The organism is Aliivibrio finisterrensis (genome assembly GCF_008933155.1).
Taxonomy (GTDB): Bacteria; Pseudomonadota; Gammaproteobacteria; order Enterobacterales; family Vibrionaceae; genus Aliivibrio; species Aliivibrio finisterrensis.
Genome location: NZ_WBVP01000112.1, coordinates 1 through 337 on the forward strand (window position 1 = coordinate 1; position 337 = coordinate 337).

Consider the following 337-nt stretch of genomic DNA (forward strand, 5'->3'; position numbering starts at 1 on the left):
ACTGGTATCGGTATTATCGAACGCGGTGCCCGTCGAGCTGGTGTCATTGCCATCAAACACCGTGTTGTTGTCGCTGTTGGTGAGAATGCCATTATAGCTGTAGTCATCATAAACAGCCCCGACCACAATATCTGTTCCATTAAAGGCGATGGCATAAGTACCAAATTCAACAGTGCTGCTTGAAGGAGAACTAAATATCGTTTCACTGGCTTGCCATTGAGTGGCGTCTGCATTCGCTAAGTCATAACTGTACACCGCCTCCCCATTGAGTGTTGACACCACTAATTTGAGTCCATCAGCACTCAATTGAGTTTGATAACCAAAACCGTCACTGGTT

1 pseudogene is annotated in these 337 nt (G+C 46.0%); it reads right to left on the reverse strand.

The features are described from left to right. Nucleotides 1-337, reverse strand: a pseudogene (locus F8B77_RS17770) (hypothetical protein); the annotation flags it as partial.